This window comes from Arthrobacter sp. 05T420 (genome assembly GCF_056396305.1).
The window spans coordinates 186,320-206,886 of the sequence record NZ_JBFTLG010000005.1; the positions used below are offsets into that span (position 1 = coordinate 186,320).

The window sequence follows — 20,567 nt, forward strand, 5'->3', positions numbered from 1 at the left end:
CTCCCCCGCAAGGGAGGGCCGGGGCTCTTGCGTTGCCGGGGCCCCTGCGTTGGCCGGGGCTTCTGCGTTGGCCGGGGCATCTGCGTTGGCCGGGACGCACTGGGTCGCTCCTCGGCGGTGGCGCTGCCTGCCGCAATCCGCTTCACAGCGCACACATAGCTTCACAGCGGACACATAGCTTCACAGCGAGGTTCGCACAGCGGCCCGTACCACTGTGGGATCAGCGCCGGACATCGGGTCCGGCAAGAGACACCCAAGCGACACCCAAGAATAATTAGGAGTACCGTGAGCGTTCTTGCCCGGAGTGTAGGCAACGCCTTTCGAAACAAGGTCAGGACCGCCGCGGTGGTGGCCGTGCTGGCTGTAGCCATCGGCCTTGCCCTGGCCATGCTCGTGGCCAACCAGGCCGTCACCGGCAAGGTTGCCGAGCTGAATGCCTCGGTGGGCACGGTCCTGACCGTGAACCCGGCCGGCGGCCAGGGCTTCGAGGGCGGCGGCGAGCCGCTGACCGCGGCACAGGCCGCCATAGCGGCGGCCGTCCCCAACGTCAGCAGCGTAGTGGGCACCAAGACACTGCGCCTGCGCAACGCCGTTGTGATTGCCGCCGAGGCGGCGTCCGGACGGACAGGCCAAGGCGGCCCTGGCGGGCAGTCGGCCACGACCGTCACCACGAGCCTCAAGGCCGCCGTCGACGCCGGCACGCTCGGCAACCGTAACCAAGCCAGTACCGGCACCACGGGAAGCACCGCATCCGGAACCGGCACTACCGCGGCCGCCCCCGCCTTCTCGCTGCCCATCACCGCAACGGGCATTGGCGCCGAGGTGGACTCCACCGGCAAGGCCCTGCAGTTGACGCAGGGCACCGGCCTGGGCACCTACACCGCCGCGTCCACCGGCGCCCTGCTGGGCACCACGCTGGCGGAGAAGAACGGCCTCAAAGTGGGCTCGACCTTCACCATCCAGGACAAGACCTTCACCGTGCACGGCCTGTTCGACGCCGGCACCGCCTTCGGCAACAATGCCCTGTATGTGACACTTCCGACCGCCCAGACCCTCGCCGCGCTGCCGGGCGAACTCTCCACCATGATCGTCACGGTCAACAGCATGGAAAACGTCGATTCCGCCAAGACCGCCCTGCAGGCGGCACTCGGCTCCGGCAAGGCCGACGTCACCCAGGGCCAGCGGAACCTTGCGACCGCCGTCAGCTCGCTGGACAGCGTCAAGAATATTTCCTTCATCGCCTTCGTTGCCGCCCTTGGCACGGCAGGCCTGATCATCCTCCTGATCATGGTCATGCTGGTCCGCGAACGCCGCCGCGAGATCGGCGTGCTGAAGGCCATCGGTGCCCCTAACCGCACCATCGGCCTGCAGTTTGTGCTGGAGGCCCTCGTGCTGGTGGCCCTGGGCAGCGTGGTGGGCGCCGCCGTCGCCTCCCTCGCGAGCGGCGGCATTGCCAGCGCCCTTATCAGCTCAAGCAGCTCCAGCACCATCAGAAGCGCGGCGACTGGCCAGCGCGGCGGCGCTGGCGGCTTTCCGGGCGGCGGCTTCCCCGGCGGCCAGGGCGGACCGTTCGGCGGGGCCAGCCAGCTGCTGACCTCCGTGACGGCGAGCGCCTCTCCCGGCGTCATTGCCGCGGGCATCGCCGCGGTGTTCGGCGTCGCCATCATCGGCGCCCTCGTCCCCGCCCTGCTCACCGCCCGCATCCGTCCCATCGAAGTCCTCCGAGGAGAGTAGCCATGATCGAAGTCAAGAACCTGGTCCGCACGTTCAAGTCCGGCGACCGGACCATCAAGCCGGTAAACGATGTCAGCTTCGAGCTCGAACAGGGCACGCTGGCCTCGATCGTGGGCAAGAGCGGCAGCGGCAAGAGCACCCTGCTCTCCTTGCTCGGTGCGTTGGACAAGCCGACCAGCGGCGATGTGGTGGTCAACGGCGTGAGCCTGGCCAGCATGCCGGACGGGAAGCTGACCAACTACCGGCGCCGGGACATCGGATTCGTGTTCCAGCAGTTCAACCTGATTCCGAATCTCTCGGCCGTGGACAACGTGATGCTGCCAATGGAGTTTGCCGGGATGCGCAAGGCTGCCCGGGCCGAGCGGGCCCGGCAGCTGCTCGAACAGGTCCAGCTCGATCCGGACAAGCACGTCCGGCGCATCAACCGGCTCTCCGGCGGCGAGCAGCAGCGCGTGGCGATTGCCCGGGCGCTGGCGAACGAACCCAAGCTGATCCTGGCCGATGAGCCCACCGGCAACCTGGACGAACAAACCGGCGAGCACATCATCGAACTGCTCAGCACGCTCAGCCGGGACCACAACACCACCATCCTGGTGGTCACCCACGACCGCGCCCTGGCCAACAAAACGGACCGGCGCTTCCGGCTTCAGCAGGGCCGGCTCACGGAGGAACCGGCCCGGACCCGTGCGACGGCGGCCCTCACCAGCTAAGCCTGCCCTTCGTCGCTGCGCGGCGTCGCTGCGGCGCCGCTGTGGTGTCGGAGCTGCGGACGACCGATATGCGGCGGAAGTCAGGACTGCGGGCGGGCCTTGGGGGCCCGCCCGCAGTTCCGGCGTCGACACGTCTGACCCGAACCTCCTGAATTGAACCTCCGGCGCTGAACAGCCGGCGCTGAAGCTCCGGCGTGCCACGGCCGACCACACCGCGGCCCGTCCGCCCCGGGTGAGAAGATGGCACCATGTCTGACCTCATCGCGAAACCGTGGCTGTTCAGCCAGCCGGACCAGGATCCCCGCACAGCCACCGGCGCCCGGCTGCGCTGGGGCATCATCGCCACCGGCGGGATCGCCGCTGCGGTCACCCGCGACCTGGAACTTCTGGCGGATGCGGAACTGTATGCGGTCAGCTCCCGCACCCAGGCCGCGGCGGACGCGTTCGCGGCCGACTACGGCTTTGTGCGCTCCTACGGTGACCGGGACGGCGTGAGCGGTTACGCCCGCCTGCTCGCCGACGACGGCGTCGACGTCGTCTACGTCGCCACGCCACACGCCCACCACCACAAGATCGCCCTTGCCGCCCTGAACGCCGGCAAGCATGTGCTGTGCGAGAAGGCCCTCACCGTCAACGCACGGGAAGCGGCCGAGCTGATTGCAGTGGCTCGGGCAAACGGCCTGTTCCTGATGGAGGCGGTGTGGAGCAGGTTCCTGCCCAGCATGCAGCGGGCGTTCGAGATCGCTGCCTCGGGCGAGATCGGCGCGGTCAAGTGGGTGGGCGCGGATCTCGGCTTTCCGGCACCGTACTCGCCCGCCTCCCGGCTCTGGGCGCCCAAGGATGGCGGCGGCGCCCTGCTGGATCTGACGGTCTACCCGCTGCTCTGGGCACTTGGCACCCTGGGGTTTCCGCAAACTGTCAGCGCCACAGGTTGGCTCAATGATGAAGGCGTGGACGCGCAGAATGCCTTGACGCTTGGCTACCACCACGGCGCGCAGGCCCAGCTGACGTCCTCGTTGCTGGCGCACGGGCCGCGCACAGCCACCGTCGCCGGCAGCCAGGGCTTCCTCCAGACGTCCGGTTCCATCAACAACCCCAAGGAACTGCAGGTCAGGATCGGCTTCGACGATCCCCGGACCGAGCTGTTTGCGGTGGTCGGGCGGGGCTACACGTACGAACTGCGGGAGGTCACGCGGTGCATCCAGCATGGACTCACCGAGAGTCCGGTCATGCCACTGGAGGACTCCCTGAACACCATGAGGCTTTTCGACGGTGTGCGCGCGCAACTCGGGGTGACCTACCCGAACGACGTCCACTGAACACGTCCCGCGGGCACCTTCGCGAGCGCATTCCGAGGGTCTCGGTATGCGTACAGTTTCGGTTCCGCTCTGGACTCTCCCGCTGGGGCCGACTTACCCTGTAGGCAATCGTCCAGTCTTCGGGGAGCGGGGGTGCGCGCATGGATCCAGCAGCAGCGTCCTCCCGCGCGGGCCGCACCCTGCGCCGCATGCTCCCCATGCGCCCCTTGCGCCGCATGCTCTTTGTCGCCGTCGCCGGTGCCGCATGGCTGACCCTTTCCGGTACGGCCGCACAAGCGGATGACACGTGCACGTTAGCCGGGACGGCCGACGCCGCCGGCGACAGAGCGGCGGCCGCCGAGTGCAGGAACGCCGACGGCCTCCCCGTTACCTCCCTCGACGGCCTGGCCTCCGTGGATATCGCCCCGGCCCCGCCGGGCACATGGTCCGCTGGTGCAGTTCCGGGCCCACGACCGGATGTCTCGGACGTTGCTCCCGCCGACGCTTACCAGCCCGCGCAGGCTGACCCGGGCTCGGCGGCTCCGGTTCCGGATTCCCCACCGTCCGCCACGGTGCCCGCGGCACCCGACCCGACTCCAGCGGCAGTCGACCCGGCGCTGCCCGATCCGGCAGTGACCCCGCCAGCGGTGGACCCCGCCGTCCCGGACCCTGTTGTTGTCCCACCGGTCGTGGACCCACCGGTTGTTGTCCCACCGGTCGTTGTCCCACCGGTCGTGGACCCACCGGTTGTTGTCCCACCGGTCGTTGTCCCACCGGTCGTGGACCCCGCGGCACCGGATCCCGGCGTTGTTCCGCCAGTTGTAGACCCCACGGTTCCGGTTCCTGATCCAGCCGCCCCGCTGCCCGGTGGCCCCGCGGCCGTGCCGCCGGGCGGTGTCGTTCCGGGCGGTGTCGTTCCGGGCGGTGTCCCAGCGGGGACGCCAGTGGGGACGCCGGCAGCCATCGACGGCGCATCGACGTCGGCTGGCGCTTCCGCCGGTACCGGAAAAGCAGGCACCGCAAAAGCAGGCACCGCCCACTCATCCGCACCGCGGCAGCCGTCGCCCGATTCCACCGGTCCCGATGCGGCCCGTCCCCTCGAGGCATACCAGCCCCAGATTGCACCAGTAGCCTATGGCTCCTGGCTGATGCCTGAACCTCGGGCAGCGGCAGCGGCACCTGTCCGGCTGGGCGCGGCCCCTTCGGCTGACCGCCCTGCCGGGACTGGCGCCCAGCCGGCTCCCTCCGGGAACCCGGGCCCGAGCCCGAGCCCGTGGCATGGCGGCACGGGCCTGCCAGCGCCGGAAGCACTCCCGCCTGCGCCGGGCTCGGGGTCCGGGAACGGGAACTCCCCCAACGGGCCAGGCGGAACGGCTGCGTGGATGCCCAGCCTGTTCTTCTACCTGCCCACGATCGGGGCCGACCCCATCGGCGGTCCGCTCCAGCACGAGTACGCAGCCGTTTGCGCTGATCCCGGTTCTTCTCCTGACTAGTCGGGCCGTCTCTGCCTCCACAGAGCGCGGCCCGTCGGGCTGCCTTGGCCGCCCGCTAACAGTCACCCAGGAGAATTCTCAATGGACTCGACCGTCCACCGCCCGGTTCCCGGTACCCCAATTCGCGTCAGCCTGACCCTGTCAGCGCCATCATCGCTCACGTGCTCCGCCTCAGTGCCACCACCGTCCATACCCTCCAAATCCATGCCCTCCCTGTCAGCGCCTTGGCTGGCACGAGAAGTGCCGGCAAGAGTAGGGCGGACCCGGGGACGACGCGCTCCCGCGTATCCTGAGCATTCCGGTCCGCAGCCGCGCCCCGGCTGCAAACCCCGGCCGCCCTAACGCAGGCCTCTGCTCCCGTCGAGTCGCGTAACCGCCGGAGCGAGGTCGTTGGGTCCGCTGGGGGACCCAACGGCATGCTCTGGCTCCGGCGGAAGGGCGCCGGCGAGTGAACGGCCGGCCTGGCAATGCCGTTCATTGCCGGGCCAGGTGCGTCTGCCCCCTGAGCGGATCTGCCGAACGAACAGAAGCGGATACTAATTGCCCTTATCATTCTTTAGGAGCGCCGCCAGTGCGCATACGGAAGGTATGGGGACATTGTGGACAGTTCGCCCAACAGCGTCACGGCCGAGCCCTTGGGCGGCCGCTATCAGCTGGGGGAAGTGATTGGCCGGGGCGGCATGGCTTCGGTCTACACCGCCAAGGACCTGAACCTTGGACGGGACGTTGCCCTGAAACTCTTCGCACCTCAATCGGCCGATCCTGACGAGCTTCGCCGGCAGGAAGCAGAGATCCAACTGCTGGCGACCCTGAACCATCCAAGCCTGGTGACGCTGTTCGACGCCGGGACGGACACCCGGATTCCCGAGGAGCCCCGGCCCTTCCTGACCATGGAGCTTGTGGACGGCCAGGATCTGCGGACCCGGATTCGTCACAGCCCCCTGCCCCTTGACGAGTTGGCAGTGGTGGGCGCCGGGATCGCCGACGCCCTCGCCTACGTCCATGGCCTCGGCATCGTTCACCGGGACATCAAGCCCGCCAATATCCTCCTGGTGCCGGTCCGGCCGGGAGAGCCGTTTCGGCCCAAGCTGACGGACTTCGGCATCGCCCGAATCATCGACGGGACCCGGCTTACAGCCACGGGAACCATGGTGGGGACCGCCGCCTATCTCAGCCCGGAACAGGCCCGCGGCGCCGACCTCGGTCCGGCGAGCGACATCTACTCCCTGGGCCTGGTCCTGCTCGAATGCCTCAAGGGCGAAGTGGAGTACCCGGGCAGCGCCGTCGAATCCGCCGTGGCCCGCTTGCACCGGGCGCCGGTCATTCCGGACGCCGTGCCCGGGGAGTGGGCCCGCCTTATCCAGGCCATGACAGTCCTCGAACCCTCGGACCGCCCCTCGGCCGCCGAACTTGAGGCAGCCTTCCGGACGGCCCTCGTTTCCCCAGGTTCCCTGCCGGGGCCCGTCAGCGCGGAAACCACACGGATACTCCCAGCCCCGCCCGCAAAGCGGCCCCGCCGGCCCCGGCCCCGGCCCGAAGACGCAGCTGCAGCTGCAGCGGGGACACGCCCCCTGAACTGGCTGGACCCGGATGCTTTGCCGCCCCGGCCGCGCCACCGTCCCTCGCTTAACCGGCCGCCGCTAAAGCGCGCTGCCGCATGGTTCCGCCGGGCCCGGCTCCGCACTCGCGTGGCTCTGCTGCTCGCCGTGCTGGCAATTCTTGCTGTCGGGGCAACAGTCGCGCTCGCCCTGTCCGCCCCTGCTGCCCCCGACGTCGTCCCCTACCCCACCGTCACGGGGCCGCTCGGCGATCATCTGAAGGATCTGCAGAAGGGCGTGGAACCGTGAGCCATTCGCGAACAGCCGGGCACCACCGCAGCCGTTCCAGGCATCGGATGCCTGCAGCTCTCCTCGCAGGACTGCTGGCAGCCGGGGCGCTGGCCGGGTGCAGCCCTGCCCCCGAGCTGGGCCGCAGCGCGGCCAGCCAACTGCAAACCCAGGTCCTGGCCGTCAGCCAGGCTGCGGCCGCCAATGATCGCGCCGGAGCCCTGAAACACCTCGACGAACTGCTGACCCGCTTGGATGCCGCCGCCGCGAGCGGCGAAGTGTCGTTCAGACGGCACCAGAGCATCAAGTCGTCGATCGACGCCGTCCGGGCAGACCTGGTCGCGCAGCAGGCGGCGGCCGAGGCAGCCCGAAAAGCGGCGGAAACAGCTGCGGCTAAACAAGCTGCCGCGGCCCAAGCGGCCGCGCAAGCAGCGGCGGCCGCGAAGGCAGCCCCGGCCGCCGTCGCACCGGCGCCGGTCCGGGCGCCAGCCGCCAACGGTACTGGGAGCGCGAAGGGCAAGCCGAAAGACAAGCCGAAGGAGAAGGGGAAGGGCAAGGGGTGAGGCAGGAGTTGCCTGCTGCCTCACCGGTGTCAGGACACGTTGGTCGGCAACGCGCGTCCGCACGGCCGCAGACCGACCGTAGCGCTTCCGCCGTCGCCATCCTCAGCCTGCTTACTATTTCGGCGGAAGCCCGCTAGCGTGGAGGAACGGCTTTGTGCCGGTCAACGACAAGAATCGCGGACTGCCGTCCGCCAATCGAAGGAGTCACGCCTGCATGGCAACTGTTCAGGAATCCATCGAAGTCAACGTTCCGCTGAGCCAGGCCTACAACCAGTGGACGCAGTTCGAGGAATTTCCGCACTTCATGAGCGGCGTGGAATCCGTTAGTCAGCTGGACGACACCACTGTCCATTTCAAGACCAGCATCGGCGGCGTCCGGCGTGAGTACGACGCGCGGATCACTACGCAGGAACCGGACCAGCGCGTATCGTGGGAAAGCATTGATGAACCACGGAACGCTGGCACCGTCTGGTTCGATGCCCTCGGCGACGCCGAAACGAAAGTGAACGTCGAGCTGACCTGGGAGCCGGACTCGGCTGCGGAAAAGATCGGCGCGGCCATAGGCCTTGATTCCCGTCAGGTTGCTGCCGACCTGAAGAAATTCAAGCAGTTTATCGAAGGGCGCGGCGCCGAGACGGGCGGATGGCGCGGACGCGTGGACCCCGTCGCGCCCGGTGCCACTACTGCCGTACCGCTCCAGGAAGAAGTGGACTACGGCACGGAACCTGCCTTCCAGCGCGTGGACGCCGATCCGGACCTTGCCTCCGAGCCGCCCTTCGGCCAGGAACAGCAGCGCTGACCGGGTAACACTGACCTGGCTGATCTGCGCAGATCAGCCAGGTATGCGCTGACCCACCTGGTTTGCATTTTGCGGACTGGCAGCAAAACGCCCCGCCTCCGTTTCGGGAGACGGGGCGTTTTACGTGGCGATCAACCGGGCGATGCCGGAATGTTGCCTGCTCTGCGGCGGGACTACTTGGTCAGCGTCGCAAGCACTTCGCTGAACGTCGCAGACGGGCGCATGACCGCTGAGGCCTTGGCTGCGTCCGGACGGTAGTACCCGCCGATGTCTACCGCGGAGCCCTGCACGGCCAGGAGTTCGCCGGTGATGGTGTCTTCGTTTGAGTTCAGCGCGTCCGAAACGGCGGCAAAAGCCGCGGCGAGCTCGGCGTCGTCGGTCTGGCGGGCCAGTTCCTGGGCCCAGAACTTGGCCAGGTAGAAGTGGCTGCCGCGGTTGTCGAGCTCGCCGGCCTTGCGCTTCGGGGACTTGTCCTCCAGCAGGAACGTGCCGGTGGCGCGGTCCAGGGTGTCGGCCAGGACCTGGGCACGGGCGTTGCCGGTGCTGGTGGCGAGGTGCTCGAAGCTGACGGCCAGGGCGAGGAATTCACCCAGGCTGTCCCAGCGCAGGTGGTTTTCCTTGAGCAGCTGCTGGACGTGCTTCGGGGCGGAGCCACCGGCGCCGGTCTCGAACAGGCCGCCGCCGTTGATCAGCGGCACCACGGAAAGCATCTTGGCGCTGGTGCCCAGTTCCAGGATCGGGAAGAGGTCCGTGAGGTAGTCGCGGAGCACGTTGCCGGTCACCGAGATGGTGTCCTCGCCCTTGCGGAGGCGTTCCACCGTGAAGGCGGTGGCCTTGTCCGGGGACATGATGGCGATTTCCAGGCCCTCGGTGTCGTGGTCCTTGAGGTATTCCTCCACCTTGGCGATCATCCGGGCGTCGTGCGCGCGGCCCTTGTCCAGCCAGAAGACGGCGGGCGTGGCGGAGGCGCGGGCACGGGTGACGGCCAGCTTGACCCAGTCACGGATCGGCACGTCCTTGGTCTGGCAGGCGCGCCAGATGTCGCCCGGGGCGACCTGGTGCTCGATCAGCACGGTGCCGGCGTCGTCGACGATCTGGACCGTGCCTGCTGACTGGATCTCAAACGTCTTGTCGTGGCTGCCGTATTCCTCGGCGGCCTGGGCCATGAGGCCGACGTTCGGGACGGTGCCCATGGTGGTGGGATCGAAGGCGCCGTGGGCCCGGCAGTCGTCGACGACCACCTGGTAGATGCCGGCGTAGCTGCTGTCCGGGAGGACGGCGAGGGTGTCGGCTTCCTTGCCGTCGCGGCCCCACATGTGGCCGGAGCTGCGGATCATGGCCGGCATTGAGGCGTCGACGATCACGTCGGAGGGCACATGCAGGTTGGTGATGCCCTTGTCGGAGTCGACCATGGCGAGTTCGGGACCGTCGTTGAGGCCCTTTTCGATGGCTGCCTGGACGTCGCCGCGGATCTCCTCCGGGAGGTCCTCGAGGCCGTTGAGGATGGAGGCCAGGCCGTTGTTGGGGCTCAGGCCGGCGGCGGCGATCTGCTCGCCGTAGGTGGCGAAGAGGTCAGCGAAGTAGGCCTTGACGACGTGGCCGAAGATGATCGGGTCCGAAACCTTCATCATGGTGGCCTTCAGGTGGGCGGAGAACAGCACGCCCTCATCCTTGGCCCGGACCACCTGGGCGGCCAGGAAAGCATCCAGGGCCGCCGCGCGCATCACGGTGCCGTCGATGACCTCGCCGGCCAGGACCGGGAAGGCACGCTTGAGGACCTTGACCGTGCCGTCTTCCTTGACGAGCTGGATCTTGATGTTGGTGTCCGCATCGATCACCACAGACTTCTCGTTGGAGCGGAAGTCATCGGCCTCCATGTGGGCCACGTTGGTCTTGGAGTCCGGGGTCCACGCACCCATGCTGTGCGGGTTCTGGCGGGCGTAGTTCTTGACCGACAGCGGGGCACGGCGGTCCGAGTTGCCTTCGCGCAGGACCGGGTTCACGGCGGAGCCCTTGATCTTGTCGTAGCGGGACCGGATGTCCGTTTCCTCATCCGAGGAGGGGTTGTCCGGGTAGTCCGGCAGGGCGTAGCCGTGGCCCTGGAGCTCGGCGACTGCGGCCTTCAGCTGCGGCACGGAGGCGCTGATGTTGGGCAGCTTGATGATGTTGGCTTCGGGCGTCTTGGCAAGGGCGCCAAGCTCGGCCAGGGCGTCGCTGAGGCGCTGCTCTTCGGTGAGGTAGTCGCCGAACGCGGCGATGATGCGGCCGGCCAGCGAGATGTCGCGGGTCTCCACTTCCACACCGGCCGTCGAGGCGAACGCCTCAATGATCGGCAAGAACGAATAGGTGGCCAGCATCGGCGCTTCGTCGGTGTGGGTATAGATAATCTTTGCCATTGCTCGGGCGTCTCCCTGAAGGTCTGGGTATTTCCGGAATCTTGTGTTATCTCAACACCCCTAACTTACCCGAGGTGCCCCCGTTGGTGCCTACCGGCGTCGTGCGCGGGCGGATGCGTGACACCTCAACGCCGCTTAACAAGAATTGACAAGCTACTTTACAGATTAGTCAATTTGCCGTAGTTTCGTTCCATCCAGCGGCCGCCAACCAGCGGCCGCCCCGCATTTCCACCGGTTAGGACACCATGAGAACACCCAAGACTCTGGCCACCAACCTGCTGACACTGTCGGCCGCCGCACTGCTGGCCCTGAGTGCCGCGGGGGCGGCCACCGCCTCCCCCGCGCCGGCCAAGGCACCGGTTTCCGCCTCCGATGTCGCAAGCCACACCGTCACCGAAACAGGGACGGCCGGCTACTGGACCGCGGAACGCATGCGCAACGCCGTTCCCGGCGACGTCCTGGCGGACAAGGCCATGAAACGCAATGGCAAGGCCACGGCTAAGCCCGCGGCGGCACTGCTGGAGGGTGCCGCCCCGAGCACGGTCGAGGCAGCCGCACCGAAGCAGCAGTCCCAGACGCTTCAGACCAAGGCGAATGCGAGCGAGACCCCCGTCCCGCACATCGGCAAGGTCTTCTTCACCCTCGGCGGGACCAACTACGTCTGCTCCGGCAACTCGGTCTCCTCCGCCAACAAGAGCACGGTCACCACAGCGGGACACTGCGTGAATGAGGGCCCGGGCGCCTTCGCCACCAAGTTCACGTTCGTCCCGGCGTACCTCAACGGCGCGGCCCCCTACGGTATGTGGACGGCCAAGGCCCTCTACGCCCCCACCCAGTGGAGCTCCTCGGGCGACATGACCTACGACACCGGCTTCGCCGTCATGTCCACGCTCAACGGCCAGTACCTGAGCGACGTCGTCGGCGGCTCCGGGCTGCAGTTCAACGCCGCCCGCGGCCTGAGCTACAAGTCATTCGGCTACCCCGCCGCGGCGCCCTTCAACGGGGAATCCCTCAAGAGCTGCTCCGGCACCGCCTCCAACGATCCCTACAACCCGCAGTTCAACACCCAGGGGATCGCCTGCAACATGACCGGTGGTTCCTCGGGCGGTCCGTGGTTCATCGGCACCAGCGCCTCCGGCTACCAGAACTCCATCAACAGCTACGGCTACGGCACCAACTCCACCAAGATGTACGGCCCGTACTGGGGCACAGTCATCCAGCAGGCGTACACCACCGCGGCCGCCTCCTAGCCTGAGGGCACTGGCCCCGTACACGCGGGGCCCGTGCACCGGGCTTGTTAACTCAGCTTCGTTGCCCAACCCTTGTTACCCCAAGCGCGGGCACCCCGGCATTGTTGCCCAGCCCTGTTTGTTCAACCTTGTTTACCCCGGCCTCGTTACCCAACCCTTGTTACCCCAGCGTGGGGTTATTGCGGCCCCTCTTCAGCAGTGGGGAGGACGCGGTGGCCCCGCGCTGGCATCAACCCGCGCTGGCATCAATAGGCACGGTGGATCACCGCTGGACATGCCCTCCCCACCCGCCAAGGCCCGGACATATACCCCCTATGTCCGGGCTTTGGCGTGAAAAATGAGCATGTCCCGGGCCTGTCCACGACCCTCCGCGATGAATGAGCATGCCCCGCGGCAAGAAAGAGCATGTCCCTGGCAAGAAAGAGCATGTCCCCAAGTTGGCCCTGCCAGGACCAGAGCCCACGGGACATGCTCTCCGCACGCCCGGAGGCCTGGACATATCCCCCATATGCCCACTCCTTACCGCAATAAACGAGCACGTCCCGCGGAAAGAATGAGCATGTCCCGCGGAGCTGTCTAGGAGCTTCGGCAAGAATAAGCATGCTCCCCGGTTAGCCCTGCCCGGGTCAGAGCTCACGGGGCATGCTCTCCGCACATCCCGAGGCCTGGACATATCCCCCACATGCCCACCCCTTGCCGCGAAAATCGAGCATGTCCCGCGGAGCTGCCTCTACGCGCTCATGCTCTCCGCGATGAACGAGCATGCCCCTGGCAAGAATGAGCATGTCCCCTCGTTGACCCTGCCCGGGTCAGAGCCCACGGGACATTCCCTACGCACACCCCGAGGCCTGGACATATCCCCCACATGCCCACTCCATGCCGCGAAAATTGAGCATGTCCCGCGGAATGAATGGGCATATCCCGTGGTCCGGCCACCACCCCACTCTTAGGCACAAAAATGGACATGCCCTCCGGATAAGGGAGGGCATGTCCATTCTTTGTGGGGCTTCCTGGTGCCCCGGCGGGTCCAGTCAGACCTCAGTGCACCGAACCAAAGGCCTAGTGAAAAAAGGACTAGTGGAAGAAGTGGCGGGCTCCCGTGAAGTACATGGTGATGCCGGCGGCGTTGGCCGCGGCGATGACTTCCTCGTCCCGAACGGATCCGCCGGGCTGGACCACGGCGCGGACGCCGGCATCGATCAGGATCTGGAGTCCGTCGGCGAACGGGAAGAACGCGTCGGAGGCCGCCACCGCGCCGCGTGCGCGCTCCGGCGAACCGCTGGCGTCGGCGTTGGAGGCCCCGCCTGCGCCGTCGACATCGGACGCCACGGTGACGCCGAGGGTGTTGGCGCGCTCGACAGCAAGCTTGCAGGAATCGAGCCGATTGACCTGTCCCATGCCGATGCCGACGGCGGCACCGTTGTCCGCGAGCAGGATGGCGTTGGACTTCGCTGCGCGGCAGGCGGTCCAGGCGAACGCGAGGTCGGCCAGGGTGGCGGCGTCGGCGGCGTCACCCGCGGCGAGGGTCCAGTTCGCGGGGGTGTCGCCGTCGGCGTCGACCTTGTCCGTGGCCTGGACCAGCATGCCGCCGGAGACCTGGCGGAACTCGGTCGGGTAGCGGCCGTATCCGTCGGGGAGGGCCAGGAGGCGGATGTTCTTCTTCTTGGACAGGATCTCCACGGCCTCGGCGTCGAAGCCCGGCGCGATCACGACCTCCGTGAAGATGCCGGCGACGGTCCGCGCCATGCCGGCGGTGACCGTGCGGTTCGCGGCGATGACGCCGCCGAACGCGGACACGGGATCGCAGGCGTGGGCCTTGGCGTGAGCGTCGGCGATGGGGTCAGCCGCGGACGCGGAACCCACGGCCACGCCGCAGGGGTTGGCGTGCTTGATGATGGCGACGGCGGGCTCGGCGAAGTCGAAGGCGGCGCGCAGGGCGGCGTCGGCGTCGACGAAGTTGTTGTAGCTCATGGCCTTGCCGTGCAGCTGGTCGGCCTGCGCGATCCCGGCCGGGGCGGCCTTGTCAACATACAGTGCGGCCTGCTGGTGCGGGTTTTCGCCGTAGCGGAGCACCTCGGAGCGTTCCAGGGCCAGGCCGGCGTAGGCGGGCCAGTCGATCACGCCGTCGCCGTCCTCGTCGCGGAATTGGCTGGCGGTCCACGTGGCCACGGCGGTGTCGTAGGCCGCGGTGTGCGCGAACGCCTTGGCGGCGAGCCGGCGCCGGGTCTTCAGGTCAAAGCCGCCCGAGGCGGCTGCCTCCACCACGGCACCGTAGGATGACGGGTCCACCACGATGGCGACGGCGGCGTGGTTCTTCGCGGCGGAGCGCACCATCGCGGGGCCGCCGATGTCGATCTGCTCGACGACGTCGTCCGGCGCGGCACCGGACTTCACGGTCTCCACGAAGGGGTAGAGGTTGACGACGACGAGGTCGAACGGCTCGATCTCCATGTCCGCCAGCGTCTGCATGTGGGCCGGGACGCGGCGGTCCGCGAGGATGCCGCCGTGCACGCGCGGGTGCAGGGTCTTGACCCGGCCGTCCAGCATTTCCGGGGAGCCGGTGACTTCCTCGACTTCCTGCACGGGGATGCCCGCGGCTGCGATCTTCTTGGCCGTGGAGCCCGTGGAGACGATCTTGACGCCGGCGGCGTGCAGGCCCTGAGCGAGCTCCTCCAGACCGGTCTTGTCGTAGACCGAAATCAGTGCCCGGCGGATGGGCACTCGGTCGATGGATACACGGTCAAGCTGCGTGAAGCTCACAAAAGTCTCCGTCTTATATCGCGGCGGGGGCCGCGGGTGGTGGGGATGCGGCCAGTTTATCGCGTCCCGGTGCCGGGCCCTTCCGCGCGCCGGAGTGTGAAGCACGTGGGCCGCGGCCGGGCCACGTAGAGTTTTCACAGGAGGCCAAGATGAACACGTACACCACTGTGCCCAGCGGCGAACAGGTGGTCCAGGAGCTGCCGTGGCGGTGGAAGGTCCAAGGCCGGATCTTCCTGATCGGCGGACTGGGCTTCATGTTCGATGCCTGGGACGTCACGCTCAACGGCATCCTCATACCGTTGCTGTCCAAACACTGGTCGCTGAGCCCGGGCGATGCCGCCTGGATCGGCACGGCGAACCTGATTGGCATGGCCCTGGGCGCCTTTGTCTGGGGCACCATCGCGGACACCATCGGCCGCAAGAAGGCCTTCACTTCCACCCTGCTGATCTTTTCGATCTTCACCGTGTTCGGGGCGTTCTCCCCCGATTTTCTGTGGTTCGTCGTGTTCCGGTTCCTGGCCGGGTTCGGCCTGGGCGGCTGCATCCCGGTGGACTATGCGCTGGTGGGCGAGTTCACCCCGCGCAAACAGCGCGGCCGGGTGCTCACGGCGATGGACGGCTGGTGGCCGATCGGCGCGGCCCTTTGCGGTTTCGTCTCCGCCGGGCTGGTTGCGGCCTTCGCGGACTGGCGGCTGACCATGCTGGTCATGGTGCTCCCGGCGCTGCTGGTGTTCTGGATCCGCCGCAGCGTGCCGGAATCCCCGTTGTTCCTGATCCGCAAGGGCCGCCGCGAGGAAGCCGCGAAGGTGATCGACAGCCTGGTCGAGGCCACCGGCGCCGAGGCCCGGGTCTACAGCCTGCCCGCACCGCAGGACGCGCCCCGCCTCTCGGCCGGCAGCGCATGGACACAGTTGCGAGCACTCTGGCAGTTCAACTGGAAAATCACGACGGCGGCGTGGGCCCTCTTCTTCAGCATCCTGCTGGTCTACTACCTGTCGCTGACGTGGATGCCGCGGATCCTGATCGGCGCCGGCTTCGAGGAGTACAAGGCCTTCCTGACCACGGCGTCGATGGCCGCCGTCGGGCTCCTCGGCGTGGTGGTGGCCGCCCTGCTGGTGGAGCGGGTGGGTCGCAAGTGGATCCTGGCGATCACCGGCCCGCTGTCCGCGCTGACGCTGGTGATTGTTGCGATCGTGGTGGACATCCCCACGGCCGCGGTGTTCTGGCTCCTGGTGTTCGGCTTCGTGGTGCAGGTGGCCATCCCGGTGCTCTACGCGTACGTCTCCGAGCTGTACCCCACCGAGCTGCGCGGCTCCGGCTTCGGCTGGGCCTCGACGTTCTCCCGGCTCGGCGCCGGGTTCGGCCCGCTGATCTTTGCGGCCTTCCTGTGGCCGGAACTGGGCCTCGCGACGTCATTCGCGCTGGCCGGCGGACTGGTGCTGATCTCCGTGCTGTGGATGGCGTTCTTCGCCCCCGAAACCAAGCAGCGCCGGCTCGACTAACGTCCCCACTCCTTGCCCCTCAACTCGGCCTCGGCTGGCGAGTGCCGCGCGGACCTTGGAGACTGCGGCTCGCGCGTCGTTCTCCATGTGCCGCTTCGAGATCCGGACCAGGATCCAGCCAGCGCCGCTGAAGTCCTCTTCCCTGGCGATGTCACGGATGACCTGGGCCGGTTCGGAGTGCCCGTCACCTTCGTACTCCACGGCAACCCGGTGCTCCGGATAGGCAAGATCGGGTTGACGCACGACGCCGGAACGCAGCACTGTGGCCACGTTCAGTACCGGTTCCGGCAGTCCCGCACGGCACAGCGCAAGCCGGAGCCGCGTCTCGGGCGCCGAATCTGCACCGATCCGGGCCTGTTCCAGGGCGAGCCGCGCCTTCCGGATGCCGGGCGTACCCTTGTGCCGGTCCAGCATCTCGGTGAGTTCCCCAAGGCTGGCATACGCCTCCGTCCGGCTTTCAAACGCCTGGCGCGGGTGGCGCAATAAGTGGTCCGCCACCACGGTCAGCTCATCGATGCTCATCTTCCGGGCGCAGTCCAACCAGGTCCTGGTCCTCGTGGTGACAAACACGCCGTCGACCGTCGTGATCTCGTCGGCGAAGAATTGCCCGACGTGGCCAATCACGCCCCTACGCCGCGGTATTGCCATCGTGTCCGGACGGGAAATGTGGATGCCCGGGGTATGAGAGCCCGGGAGGAAGCCCGGAAACTCCCAGATCAGGAAGGCGGTCGCGTGGGAGACCGCAGAGAATCGCGTAATAAGGGCGAGGGGCCGGGCGTGGAGCTTCAGTTCAACAGAGTGTTCTGATGGCAACCGGACCCCGCGGCTCGGGATGTACAGGGAGCGATGCTTGAGCCTGCGCCGGCTGACTCCGGCGTCGGCTGCCTCCGAGACGGTAAAGGGCGCCGAGCGGAGCGGCGCCGGTAGTGGCCGGGGTGTCTTCATCGACCTATCGTCGCAAGGCCCAGGACTTCGTCGGGGAGTTATCCACAGACCGTGACCCGTCTAGCCAACTACCTAGCAGCAGGGGCCGTTTTGGGCGCTCAAAACGGCCCCTGCTGCGAGTCAGTTGGGTGCGAGGCAGTCGGGCAGGTCAGGCAGGGGCGTGCCGGGCTGCTGCCAGGGAGGCCAGGGTGGAGACCAGGAGCCGGCGCTCCACGATCTTGATGCGTTCGTGCAGGGATTCCTCGCTCTCGCCGTCCCCGATCGCCACGGCTTCCTGCGCGATGATGGGGCCGGTGTCCACGCCTGCGTCGGCCCAGTGCACAGTGCAGCCGGTGACCTTCACGCCGTAGGCCAGCGCGTCGCGGACACCGTGGGCGCCGGGGAAGGACGGCAGCAGCGCCGGGTGCGTGTTGAGGTATTTGCCGCCAAACGCGTCGATGAAGTCCGCGCTGACAATCCGCATGAAGCCTGAGGAGACGACCACATCCGGGGCGAAGCCGGCCACGGCCTCGGTCAGCGCCGTGTTCCAGGCCGCCCGGTCCGGGTACGCCTTGAAGTCCACCACGAACGTGGGGATGCCGGCGGCGGCGGAGCGCTCCACCCCGAAAGTCCCCGGCCGGTCGGCGCCGACGGCGGCGATCTCGACGTCGAGCGCGCCGGACTTAGCGGCATCGATAACTGCCTGGAGGTTGGAGCCGGTGCCGGAAACGAGGACAACTATGCGCATGGTCCTAGCTTATGGGGCCGCTCGCGTAGGCTGGAAAACATGAATTCCCCCACGGACTCCGGCAAACCCCAGCCGGGCCCGCATCCGCACGCCCCGGCGGTCCAAGAATCCACGCGGCTGACCCACACCCTGTTCCGGCTGTTCATCGTCGCGGTCCTGGGCTCCTTCTTCGTCTTCCAACTCGACGTGAGCTACCTGTGGCTGACGGCCCTGCTCACGGCGGCCGCGATTGTGCTGGGCATCGTGGTGCTGATCCGGGCGGCGAAGTACAAGGAATCGCGGCTGGTCCTGTTCGGCACGATTTCCGGGCTGGTGGTCTCGGCGGTGATGCTGCTGGTGATCCTGACCTCGACCCTGTTCTTCAACCAGATCCGCGACTACCAGCAGTGCGTCCGCCACGCCTTGACGCAGCAGGCAACCTCGGAATGCCGGACGCAGCTGGAGAACTCCATGCCCACGCAGCTGCGCTAGCCGCCAAACGGTTCCCCTGGCAGCTGCCCTCGCAGTGCGTCAGAGAGAGACTGTCAGCGGTTGACCGTTTCCAGGTCTGCCTCGCGCAGCGTCTGCTGGCGTTCCAGCCAGGGTCCGGCCGCGTAGCCGATCACGACGCCGATCCCCACCTCCGCGGCCACGAACAGTGCCATGCTGAGCGGGTCGGGCCCGATCTCCGTCAGCCGCCCGATGCCGGCCGAGCCGCGGGCCAGCCAGGCGAGTCCCGCCGCGAGCAGCCCCGCCACGGAGCCGATCACGGCGCCCAGCACCAGGGTGGAGGCCGCGGCGGTAAACCAGCGGGCCCGGATCTTGATAGACAGCCATTCGTCGAAGTGGTTTTCGCCTTCGCGCAGGAACCACCAGCCGGCCAGCGCCCCGGCCAGCGCCGGCACCACCAGGGCCACGAAACCGAAGCCGAGGGAGCCGGACGGCAGCGCGGCGAACACCGGAACGGACGGCAGCGGGCCGACGGCAGTCCCGAGCGGCCCGGCCAGCGAGCCGACGCCGAGGGCGAACCCCGAGCCGGAGATCCACGCCAGGGCAAACACGACGAGGTTGGGCAGGAAGCCGAGCTGCACGATGGTGAGCACGCCGCCGCCCATGGCACCGGCGTCGAGCCCTTCATAGACGGCCACCACGAGGTTCCAGTGAATAAAGAGGTCGACGGCGAGCAGCGCCGCCGACATCGCCAGGCTCGCCATCAGCGCCACCGAGCCGGCCTTGATGGCCGAGCCCAGGTAGGAGCCCGCCCAGCGGGAGTGCTGGCTGGTGCGGGACAGCCAGGCCACGGCGTCGACGCCGATCAGCCGGCTCCACGAGCCTGCCTCCCGGCGCGCGCCCACCACCATGCCGAGCCCGAACGGGATGAGGGGAATGAACGCGGCGGCCCAGAGACTGATGCCGACGTCGGCCGCGCGGCAGACGAAGCCCGTGGTGATCCCGAACGCCGCGTACATCAGCCAGGACCCGAGCAGCGCCTGCCAGAGCTGGTCCGTGTAGGAGGCGCGGGCCAGACGCCGTCCGGCACGCCAGGCGAGCAGGAACGGGATGAGGGTCAGACCCAGCGGGATGAGCGAGAGCGTGCCCGATTCCGGGTACGCGGCGGACCCTGCGCCGGGAGTGTCCAGCAGCAGGGGGACGCCGTGGATCAGCAGCCAGGCCTGGCCGGCCAGGCGGGCCAGGACGTCGAATCCGCTGTGCTGGAATCCGGCCGTGGCCCAGACCATGACGATCGGCGCCACCACCACCAAGGCGGAAATGACGGCGGCCTGGGCGGACTCGAGGGCACCCTGCAGCCCCAGGGGCATGGGAAGGCCACGTTGTCCGGTCTGATCAGCGCGCAGTTTCATCGAGATCCATGGTGCCATGGGCCCGGCATCCGGCCGGTTTCCGACAGGCACATTGCCCAGATCCGCGGTATTTGCCGTCCGGGCCTCCCGGCGCTTTTTCCAGACCCGGGTCGTAAAATTGTTAGTGTCCGCAATCAGTGGTTGGAGGCAGAACATGACTACTGCATCTCCCCATGCGCATGGCGTTCACTTCGGTCGGACAGATGTACAGAACGTAGGCATGGGTGTGGGTATCGTCCTGATCGTCGTGGGCATCTTGGGGTTCATCCCCGGCATCACTACGAACTACAGCGAACTGAGGTTCTTCGGGCCTGATTCCAAGGCCCTGTTCCTGGGCCTGTTCCAGGTGTCGATGTTGCTGAACATCGTTCAGCTCGCGATCGGCGCCACCGGCCTGACCATGTCCCGGAGTGCCATGGGCGCCCGGAATTTCCTCATGGGCTCCGGTCTGCTGTACATCGTCCTTAGCATCTACGGTTTCATCGTCGGCGTGAATTCGGCGGCCAACTTCCTGTCGCTGAACACCATGGACAATTGGGCCTTCATGGTAATGGGCATAGTAATGGCCGGCGCAGGCTGGCTGATGACGAGGCACCTTGAAGAAGACGTAGAGACCCGGTCATCAACCCCCGGGACATAGGGAGCCGCGAATGAGTAACGTTTCATAGTATTCAGAAAATTCGTACTACCTGCTGGTGCAGTGGTTTAGCGGAAACGCGGCGG

Annotated in this window: 15 protein-coding genes; 10 read left to right on the top strand and 5 right to left on the bottom strand. The window is 67.5% G+C overall.

Annotated elements, in window-relative coordinates; translation table 11 throughout:
- The first annotated feature begins 285 nt into the window (after window positions 1–285).
- The 6 genes from AC1DEM_RS07095 (at window position 286) to AC1DEM_RS07120 (ending at window position 8,423) form a co-directional block, all read left to right on the top strand.
- Window positions 286–1,734: an ABC transporter permease gene (locus AC1DEM_RS07095; protein ID WP_476883804.1), complete on the top strand. Its 1,449-nt coding sequence runs from the start codon at window positions 286–288 to the stop codon at window positions 1,732–1,734.
- 2 nt (window positions 1,735–1,736) lie between these two features.
- On the top strand, window positions 1,737–2,444 hold the full coding sequence (locus tag AC1DEM_RS07100) for an ABC transporter ATP-binding protein (protein ID WP_476883805.1): 708 nt from the start codon (window positions 1,737–1,739) through the stop codon (window positions 2,442–2,444).
- 248 nt (window positions 2,445–2,692) lie between these two features.
- Window positions 2,693–3,763, top strand: a complete 1,071-nt coding sequence (locus tag AC1DEM_RS07105) for a Gfo/Idh/MocA family protein (protein ID WP_476883806.1) — start codon at window positions 2,693–2,695, stop codon at window positions 3,761–3,763.
- 2,068 nt (window positions 3,764–5,831) lie between these two features.
- Window positions 5,832–7,082: a serine/threonine-protein kinase gene (locus AC1DEM_RS07110; RefSeq protein WP_476883854.1), complete on the top strand. Its 1,251-nt coding sequence runs from the start codon at window positions 5,832–5,834 to the stop codon at window positions 7,080–7,082.
- A gap of 47 nt (window positions 7,083–7,129) precedes the next feature.
- The gene (locus AC1DEM_RS07115) at window positions 7,130–7,624 is read left to right on the top strand and encodes a mucin-associated surface protein (RefSeq protein WP_476883807.1); all 495 of its coding nucleotides are present in this window, start codon (window positions 7,130–7,132) and stop codon (window positions 7,622–7,624) included.
- A gap of 214 nt (window positions 7,625–7,838) precedes the next feature.
- Complete coding sequence (locus AC1DEM_RS07120) at window positions 7,839–8,423, top strand: SRPBCC family protein (RefSeq protein WP_476883808.1); 585 nt, start codon at window positions 7,839–7,841, stop codon at window positions 8,421–8,423.
- A 173-nt stretch (window positions 8,424–8,596) separates the two neighbouring features.
- Here AC1DEM_RS07120 and AC1DEM_RS07125 read toward each other — a convergent pair whose 3' ends face one another.
- Window positions 8,597–10,819, bottom strand: a complete 2,223-nt coding sequence (locus tag AC1DEM_RS07125; RefSeq protein WP_476883809.1) for an NADP-dependent isocitrate dehydrogenase — start codon at window positions 10,817–10,819, stop codon at window positions 8,597–8,599.
- A gap of 245 nt (window positions 10,820–11,064) precedes the next feature.
- On the opposite strand from AC1DEM_RS07125, the gene AC1DEM_RS07130 reads away from it, so the two are divergent.
- Window positions 11,065–12,069, top strand: coding sequence for a trypsin-like serine peptidase (locus tag AC1DEM_RS07130; protein ID WP_476883810.1), 1,005 nt, complete (start codon window positions 11,065–11,067; stop codon window positions 12,067–12,069).
- A gap of 1,074 nt (window positions 12,070–13,143) precedes the next feature.
- Here AC1DEM_RS07130 and purH read toward each other — a convergent pair.
- Complete coding sequence (gene purH / locus AC1DEM_RS07135; RefSeq protein ID WP_476883811.1) at window positions 13,144–14,829, bottom strand: bifunctional phosphoribosylaminoimidazolecarboxamide formyltransferase/IMP cyclohydrolase; 1,686 nt, start codon at window positions 14,827–14,829, stop codon at window positions 13,144–13,146.
- 149 nt (window positions 14,830–14,978) lie between these two features.
- Here purH and AC1DEM_RS07140 point away from each other — a divergent pair, with 149 nt between their 5' ends.
- Window positions 14,979–16,331, top strand: coding sequence for an MFS transporter (locus AC1DEM_RS07140; RefSeq protein WP_476883812.1), 1,353 nt, complete (start codon window positions 14,979–14,981; stop codon window positions 16,329–16,331).
- Here AC1DEM_RS07140 and AC1DEM_RS07145 read toward each other — a convergent pair.
- Both AC1DEM_RS07145 and purN read right to left on the bottom strand, forming a co-directional pair.
- Window positions 16,242–17,276: a hypothetical protein gene (locus AC1DEM_RS07145; RefSeq protein ID WP_476883813.1), complete on the bottom strand. Its 1,035-nt coding sequence runs from the start codon at window positions 17,274–17,276 to the stop codon at window positions 16,242–16,244. The two genes, AC1DEM_RS07140 and AC1DEM_RS07145, sit on opposite strands and share 90 nt — an antisense overlap.
- Before the next feature lie 148 nt (window positions 17,277–17,424).
- Complete coding sequence (purN, locus tag AC1DEM_RS07150; protein ID WP_476883814.1) at window positions 17,425–18,003, bottom strand: phosphoribosylglycinamide formyltransferase; 579 nt, start codon at window positions 18,001–18,003, stop codon at window positions 17,425–17,427.
- Window positions 18,004–18,042: 39 nt separating this feature from the next.
- Here purN and AC1DEM_RS07155 point away from each other — a divergent pair, with 39 nt between their 5' ends.
- Window positions 18,043–18,474: a hypothetical protein gene (locus AC1DEM_RS07155; RefSeq protein WP_476883815.1), complete on the top strand. Its 432-nt coding sequence runs from the start codon at window positions 18,043–18,045 to the stop codon at window positions 18,472–18,474.
- A 53-nt stretch (window positions 18,475–18,527) separates the two neighbouring features.
- Here the strand turns inward: AC1DEM_RS07155 and AC1DEM_RS07160 are convergent, their stop codons facing one another.
- A complete protein-coding gene (locus AC1DEM_RS07160; RefSeq protein ID WP_476883816.1) occupies window positions 18,528–19,844 on the bottom strand; it encodes a cell division protein PerM in 1,317 nt (438 codons plus the stop codon).
- A 220-nt stretch (window positions 19,845–20,064) separates the two neighbouring features.
- Between AC1DEM_RS07160 and AC1DEM_RS07165 the strand changes: the two genes are divergently transcribed.
- Window positions 20,065–20,484, top strand: a complete 420-nt coding sequence (locus tag AC1DEM_RS07165) for a DUF4383 domain-containing protein (protein WP_476883817.1) — start codon at window positions 20,065–20,067, stop codon at window positions 20,482–20,484.
- The last annotated feature ends 83 nt before the right edge of the window (window positions 20,485–20,567 follow it).